8 protein-coding genes are annotated in these 6,788 nt (G+C 43.0%); 7 read left to right on the top strand and 1 reads right to left on the bottom strand.

All coding sequences use genetic code 11. The features are described from left to right. Window positions 1–262 (top strand): Hpt domain-containing protein (locus tag J6I68_RS01465; protein WP_292216646.1); only part of this gene is annotated, 262 nt, incomplete at its 5' end. A 110-nt stretch (window positions 263–372) separates the two neighbouring features. Next, complete coding sequence (locus J6I68_RS01460; RefSeq protein WP_292216644.1) at window positions 373–2,826, top strand: EAL domain-containing protein; 2,454 nt, start codon at window positions 373–375, stop codon at window positions 2,824–2,826. A gap of 7 nt (window positions 2,827–2,833) precedes the next feature. Here J6I68_RS01460 and J6I68_RS01455 read toward each other — a convergent pair whose 3' ends face one another. Next, window positions 2,834–3,208: a LysM peptidoglycan-binding domain-containing protein gene (locus J6I68_RS01455; RefSeq protein WP_292216643.1), complete on the bottom strand. Its 375-nt coding sequence runs from the start codon at window positions 3,206–3,208 to the stop codon at window positions 2,834–2,836. A 176-nt stretch (window positions 3,209–3,384) separates the two neighbouring features. Between J6I68_RS01455 and rimP the strand changes: the two genes are divergently transcribed. From rimP to J6I68_RS01430, 5 genes are all read left to right on the top strand, one after another. Next, on the top strand, window positions 3,385–3,849 hold the full coding sequence (gene rimP / locus J6I68_RS01450; protein WP_292216640.1) for a ribosome maturation factor RimP: 465 nt from the start codon (window positions 3,385–3,387) through the stop codon (window positions 3,847–3,849). Between the two features lie 24 nt (window positions 3,850–3,873). Then, window positions 3,874–5,046 (top strand): transcription termination factor NusA, encoded by a 1,173-nt coding sequence (nusA, locus tag J6I68_RS01445; RefSeq protein ID WP_292216637.1) that lies wholly within the window; start codon window positions 3,874–3,876, stop codon window positions 5,044–5,046. A 7-nt stretch (window positions 5,047–5,053) separates the two neighbouring features. After that, window positions 5,054–5,311 carry an RNase P modulator RnpM gene (rnpM, locus tag J6I68_RS01440; RefSeq protein ID WP_292216635.1) on the top strand — a complete coding sequence of 86 codons (258 nt, stop codon included), beginning with the start codon at window positions 5,054–5,056 and terminating at the stop codon, window positions 5,309–5,311. Window positions 5,312–5,314: 3 nt separating this feature from the next. Continuing rightward, window positions 5,315–5,656 (top strand): L7Ae/L30e/S12e/Gadd45 family ribosomal protein, encoded by a 342-nt coding sequence (locus J6I68_RS01435; RefSeq protein WP_292216632.1) that lies wholly within the window; start codon window positions 5,315–5,317, stop codon window positions 5,654–5,656. Beyond that, the coding region (locus J6I68_RS01430; RefSeq protein ID WP_292216629.1) for a translation initiation factor IF-2 N-terminal domain-containing protein at window positions 5,643–6,788 on the top strand (1,146 nt) is incomplete at its 3' end. The genes J6I68_RS01435 and J6I68_RS01430, both read left to right, overlap by 14 nt.

Here is a 6,788-nt window from a genome sequence, read left to right as displayed (position 1 = left end):
GGAAGACTTTTATCTGGAAATGATAGAACTTGGACTTTCAGATGAACGTTTTGAGGCTTTGGGAAAGGCTTTGGAAGAGGGCAATCTTGATGGTGCGTTTGAAGATGCACATGCTTTAAAGGGAGTTGTAGGAAATCTTGCTCTCACTCCTTTGTACGAAACAGTGAGCGAGATAACAGAAAACCTCAGAGCAAAAGTACAGACAGATTATGAAGTAATTTATAAAAAAATTCTTTCACAACGAGAAGCCTTTTTGCAATAAGTATTTCGCGATACCGGTAAGGAGAAGAGACTGTTATTTTCTTTTTTTGACCGGTACATTTATATGTGCTATGCTCAATATATCAGCAACAATAAAGGGAGATTTCGTTCATGGCCACGTCAGTAAAGCAGTATGTCGCTGAAAATATTGATAAGGCTTTAGAAAGCGGATGGATCAAGGTTTATTACCAGCCTGTTATCCGTTCCCTTACCGAGCAGTTATGTGGTGCTGAGTCCCTTGCCCGTTGGATCGATCCTGAGATGGGCTTTCTTCCACCTGACAAATTCATAGGAACCTTGGAAAAGACAAGGCAGATCCATAAGCTTGATCTTTTTATCATAGAACAGGTATGCAAGGATATTTCTGAAAGATTAAAAGACAAGCTCCCTACTGTACCTGTATCTGTAAATGTATCAAGGCTGGACTTTGAAGAAGCAGATATGCTAGAGGCAATAGAAGAATTTGTCGATAGGTATGATGTTCCAAGGGATTATATCCATATAGAAGTAACAGAGAGCATGATCGTATCTGATGCTGAGCTTATGGAGAGGATGATCGACAGCTTCAGAGAGGCTGGATACGAGGTCTGGATGGATGATTTTGGAAGTGGATACTCATCCCTTAATCTTCTTAAGGACTACAACTTTGATACCATCAAGCTGGATATGGAATTTTTAAGGAAGTTCACCGATAAGTCCAGGGCTATTATGACTTCCACCATTACCATGGTCAAGGATATCGGCATGTCAACCCTTGCTGAGGGTGTTGAGACTATTGAACAGGTTGATTTTCTTAGGAAAATAGGATGTGGAAGGCTTCAGGGCTATTATTATGGTAAGCCCATGCCAATTGATGAGTTCTTTGAGCATATAGAAAAACAGAACATTAAGATAGAAGAGCGAAAATGGCGGCATTTTTATGATGTTGCTTCTAAAGCTGCAAGGGTAACGGATGAGCCCCTTGAAATTATAGAGGACGATGGAAAAGAGTTCAGGACTCTTTTCATGAATGAGCAATACATGGCCCAGGTATTTGAAACTGCAACTACTCTTGCTGATGCAGATAAGCAGATCTATCACACAGCGTCTCCTCTTATCAAAAAGTACCGTGAGTTTGCCAATATCCTTGAAAGATCAAAAAATCAGGAGACTTTTTATTATACCGGTAATGGCAATATCTACAGATTTGTGGGACAGGTTCTTGCTGAAAATGAAGGAAAATACATTATCAAGGGGGCAATCCATAATATCTCTTCTGATAAATCCCTTCGCATGCAGCATAGCGTAGATAATAAGTTAAAAGAGCTTAACCACCTTTTTCATAATATTTTGCAGATCAATCCTACTGCAGATACGGCGATACCGCTTCTTGGAAGATCCACATTCCAGCAGGTTGACGGCACGAGTACGTTAAGTGAAGTGATAGCCAGCCTTAAAACTGAAGTTATATCATCTGCAGACCGGCAAAGGTTTGAAGAGTTTTCAGATCTCACCACTTTGAAAGAGAGAGTTAAAAATTCTGAAGCTGGCTATATAGAAAATGTCTTCAGGATGAAGCAAAATGATGGCTCATATAAGTGGGCAGCCACTGTGATAATGATCATTCCGGGAACCGGTGGCAGAGAGTTTATGGTCTGTATTAGAACTCTGCCGGAAAGAATAAAAGACACCATAGATGAATCTGGTGGAATGTTCAGGTTTGAGGATTATGGTCTTAAATCAGATGAGCTAGAGCTTTATTCCAAGCTGTTTATGAACTTTGTGGCCAATTCTTCCATCAAGTTTTTCTGGAAAGACAAGAACAGGAACTTTATCGGAGCAAGCCAGGCTTTCCTGGACTTTTTCGGAATAACTTCGGTGGATGATATTAAGGGAAAACCCTCAGAAAAGCAAAACTGGTCGGTTGATAAGGAAAGAAGTATAAAAGAAGACACTGCTATCCTCACAAAGGGAGAAACTGTGGACAATGCTCCGTCTCAATACATAATCAATGGAGTTATTCACAATACTATCTGCAATAAGGCACCTGTATATTCCAACGGTAAGATTGTGGGGATCATGGGGTACCTTGTAGATATCGGTGAAGAACTAAGTCGTATGGATTCTTTCTATCAGATCGATACCATTGACAAGGTGACAGGCCTTATGTCCATAAGAGCATTCTTAAGTTCCATGGTTGACTATTCTATCCAGTATACACAGAATGCTGCAGACTATGGAGTGATAATACTGAAGAACGTAAATCAGGAGCGGATAGAAGCTTCATATGGAAAAGAGTTTTCAGATAAAGTGCTAAAGGCAATCGCCGACAAGATTGTTGAGACTACAGGCTCAAGCTGTGCAATCTGCAGAGTAAGAAAGGCGGACTTTGCACTTATCACTCACGCAAGTGCCCTCAAGGAACTTGAGATCATCGCAGCTTCGTTGAAAAAGAGGATTGAAGCTGTTAAAGCAGTTGATGGAAACAGTGTGACTCTTAAAATGATAACCGCTGCGGCTCTGAGGTCAGAGGATGATATGGAAGCTGAAGGAGTATATCACACAGCGCTTACAAGGCTTAAATGAGCATGGCTTATTTAAACTCACTTGAATAATAGGGCACAATAATGCTGGTGCCAGCAAGGACTTGCCCACTTTCATCCAGGTGATTGGTATTTATGACTTCATTAATATAATGTTGTTTTTCATCACCAGAAGCCAGATATTTATCAGCGATGCTATCAAGGGTGTCTCCAGCCTTAACTTCTACCTGAGTGTAGTACTTGTAGGAAAACTCGCCCTTAGCCTGAGCGCTTGATAGAAGTGTCCAGAAGATAAATGCGATACAAAATACAATAGTAAAGATTATGAGCGCCAGTGCTATTCTCTGGCGCTTTACTATTTTAAGGCGCCTTGCCTTGTTCTCTTTTATCCGAAGTTCCCTGTATGCCATGTATGCTGCGTCCATATGCTACCTCCTTAGTAACTGTTTCTTATGCTTTTATTGTACTCATGAGGTGTCCGATTTATGCCTCTTAATACAGCCCCCTTGACGTTTCACAGTTTATGTGTTATTGTCATCGTGACAGTAGATTAGAAGTGAGCTTTCCGGAGCTCACTTTTCTTATGCCTAAGAGGTGATTTATGTCAAAGAAAAGCGAAATAGAAGCAAAAACAGAAGCTATGCTTAAGCCTATCGCAGATAAATGCGGGGTTGAGATCTATGACGTTGAGTACGTCAAGGAAGCTGGCGAGTGGTACCTTAGGGCTTACATCGACAAGGAAGGCGGAGTTAACATCAACGACTGCGTAGATGTAAACCATGCGCTGTCAGATGCCCTGGACGAGGATGATTTCATCGATGAAGCCTACACTCTTGAGGTTTCAAGCCCTGGACTTGGCAGACAGCTCAAAAAAGACAGACACTTAGAGAAGTCCATTGGCAAGGAGGTTGAGCTAAAGCTCTTTAAACCACAGGACGGAACCAAGGAGTTTGCCGGTCTACTTAAGGGATTTGATGAATCCACAGTAACCGTAACTATAAATGAAAAAGATGTAACTTTCATAAGAAAAGAGATATCAGTCATTAAACTTGCGCTGGACTTTTGATCCGGTCAAAAAAAGGAGATTACAATGAGTAAAGAATTAATGGATGCCCTTGAGCTGCTTGAGAAGGAAAAGAACATCAGCAAAGATTCTCTGTTTGATGCTATCGAGAATTCTCTTGTGACAGCCTGCAAGAACAACTTTGGAAAGGCGGAGAATGTCAGAGTTGAAGTTGACAGAGTAAACTGCGACTTCAAGTGCTATGCAGACAAGGAAGTTGTTGAGACTGCAGATGATGTTATGGATCCTCAGATTGAGATCAGTCTTGACGATGCCAAGAAGATCAGTAAAAAGGCTAAGGTTGGCGATACCGTAGCGGTTCCACTTAACTCCAAGGAGTTTGGAAGAATTGCTACACAGAATGCCAAGAACGTAATCCTTCAGAAGATCCGTGAGGAAGAGCGCGGCGCTATTTATAACGAATACTTTGAAAAAGAGCATGACATCGTAACAGGTGTTGTTCAGAGATTTATCGGCAAGAACATCAGCATCAACCTCGGAAGAGCAGATGCTATTCTCAATGAGAACGAGCAGGTTAAGGGCGAAGTTTACAGACCTACTCAGAGACTCAGAGTATATGTTCTTGAAGTTAAGAACGGCTCAAAGGGACCAAGGATCCTTGTATCCCGAACACATCCAGATCTTGTAAAGAGACTTTTCGAGCAGGAAGTTGCTGAGATCCAGGACGGAACTGTTGAGATCAAGTCAATCGCTAGAGAGGCTGGAAGCCGTACCAAGATCGCTGTTTACTCCAAAGATCCTAACGTAGATGCAGTTGGTGCATGCGTAGGTGTAAATGGTAACAGAGTTAACCTTATTGTAGATGAGCTGGGCGGCGAGAAGATCGACGTCATCAACTGGGATGATAACCCTGGTAACCTTATCCAGAACGCTCTTTCTCCGGCTAAGATTGTAGCAGTATTTGCTGATCCTGATGAGAAGAGTGCCAAGGTTGTAGTTCCTGACTATCAGCTTTCACTTGCTATTGGTAAGGAAGGTCAGAACGCAAGACTTGCAGCAAGACTTACAGGCTACAAGATCGATATCAAGGATGAGACTCATGCTAAGGATGCTCCTGGATTCCGTATGGAAGACTATATGGATGATGAGGATTACGATGAGGAGTATGAAGGCGAGTACGCGGGCGAGTATGAAGGCGAGTACGCGGAGTCTTCAGAGGAGCAGAATACTGAGGAGTAATTCTTAAATGCAAAAGAAAATTCCAATGAGAAAATGCGTTGGTTGCGGCGAGATGAAGGACAAAAAAGACCTCATCAGGATAATAAGAACAGGTGAGGGTGAGATTCTTTTGGACGCAACAGGAAAGGCCAACGGCCGCGGCGCATATATCTGCAAAAGTTCTGAGTGTCTTAAAAAGGCAGCAAGAAACAAGGGTCTTGAGAGATCACTTAAGGCGCAGGTTCCGGGAGAAGTTCTGGAACGTATAGAAAAGGAGCTTATATAAATTTTGGATGTAGGCAAAGTTTATTCCCTGATCAGCCTGTCAATGCGGGCTGGTAAGGTAAAAAGCGGAGAGTTTGCAACTATGGAAGCGATCCGCAATAAGACTGCTTGCCTTGTGATAGTTACTGAAGATGCTTCAGATAACACCATCAAGCAGTTTACAGATAAATGTAAGTATTATGATGTACCAATAGCTTTTTTTGGTGACAAGGAGAGCCTTGGACATGCAATAGGTAAGGGTGTTCGAACAAGTCTGGCAATTACGGACTTAGGGTTGTCAAAGTCACTTCGAAAGAACTTACTCACAGAAGAAACTGGCGGAGGGAATGTGAATGGCAAAAATTAAAATATCCGAACTTGCAAGCGAGATTGGATGCGAGTCAAAAGAGCTTATAGCTTTTTTGCAGGAGAATGGAATAGAAGCAAAGCGTTCTAATAGTTCTATCGAAGAGACAGACGCAGAAGTTGCTAGAAAGAACTTTGGCAAGAAGGCTGCAAAGGCAGAGGCTTCTGAGAAGCCTGCCAAGGAAGAAAAGCCTGAAAAGGCAAAGGAGGAAGCTGAACCTAAAAAGGAAGAGGCTCCTAAGGCAGAAGCACCTAAGGCTGATAAGGCACCAAAGGCAGAAGCACCTAAGGAAGAGGCTCCAAAGGCAGTAGATCCTTCAAAGGTTCCACCTAAAAAGAAAAAGAAAATCATTGTTGTAACTAACAGCAACATGGGAAGAAATGGCCAGGGTGGACAGCCTCAGGGTGGAAACAGAAACTTCGATAACCAGAGGCGTGACAACAGAAATAATGGTCAGAATGGTCAGGGACAGAGAAGAACCTTTGCCCAGTCTCAGAATGTATATCATCCTATCAAGCCTTTAACTGCACCATCACAGCTTGATAGCTACAATACACCTGTTAACAAGAGCGTGACACCAAAGCCAGCTGCTCCTAAGAAGGAAGCGCCTGTTCAGGCTCCTGTACAGGCTCAGGAGAAGCCACAGGTTCAGCAGCCTGCTCCACAGAGAGAAAACAGGGACAGCAGACCTGCTCCAGTGCAGAACGATAACAGAAATAACGACAGACCTGTAAGACCTGAGAGACAGGATAGAAATCAGGACAGAAATCAGGGAAGACCTGATAGAGGCGGTTTCGCAAGCAGAAACGACAGAGGACCATCTCAGGGACCTGACAGAAATAATCAGGGCGGCAATAAGTTTGCCGGCAAGAATGACAACAGATTTGGCGGAAACAAGTTTGACAGGAACGCTGGCGGCCGCGGCGGATTTGATGGACCAGCTGAAAAGCAGGGACCAGGACGCAGAGACGACGATCGCAGAAGAGCTGGCCAGGAAAAGGATAAGAGAAACAAGAAGGATCTTGCTTACGAGCAGGAAGAGATGATGCCAAGAAGTAAGAGGGTTGGCAGATTCATCAAGCCTGAAGTTAAGAAGGTGGAGGAGCCTGAGGAGCAGATCAAGGTTATCTCT

The sequence above is a fragment of the Butyrivibrio sp. genome, from assembly GCF_017940685.1.
GTDB lineage: Bacteria > Bacillota > Clostridia > Lachnospirales > Lachnospiraceae > Butyrivibrio.
This window is presented reverse-complemented; position numbering and strand designations above follow the sequence as displayed.

Coding starts and splice junctions, on each gene's coding strand:
- J6I68_RS01460 (WP_292216644.1), top strand. CDS start 373: ATGGCCACGTCAGTAAAGCAGTATGTCGCTGAAAATATTGATAAGGCT.
- J6I68_RS01455 (WP_292216643.1), bottom strand. CDS start 3,208: ATGGACGCAGCATACATGGCATACAGGGAACTTCGGATAAAAGAGAAC.
- rimP (WP_292216640.1), top strand. CDS start 3,385: ATGTCAAAGAAAAGCGAAATAGAAGCAAAAACAGAAGCTATGCTTAAG.
- nusA (WP_292216637.1), top strand. CDS start 3,874: ATGAGTAAAGAATTAATGGATGCCCTTGAGCTGCTTGAGAAGGAAAAG.
- rnpM (WP_292216635.1), top strand. CDS start 5,054: ATGCAAAAGAAAATTCCAATGAGAAAATGCGTTGGTTGCGGCGAGATG.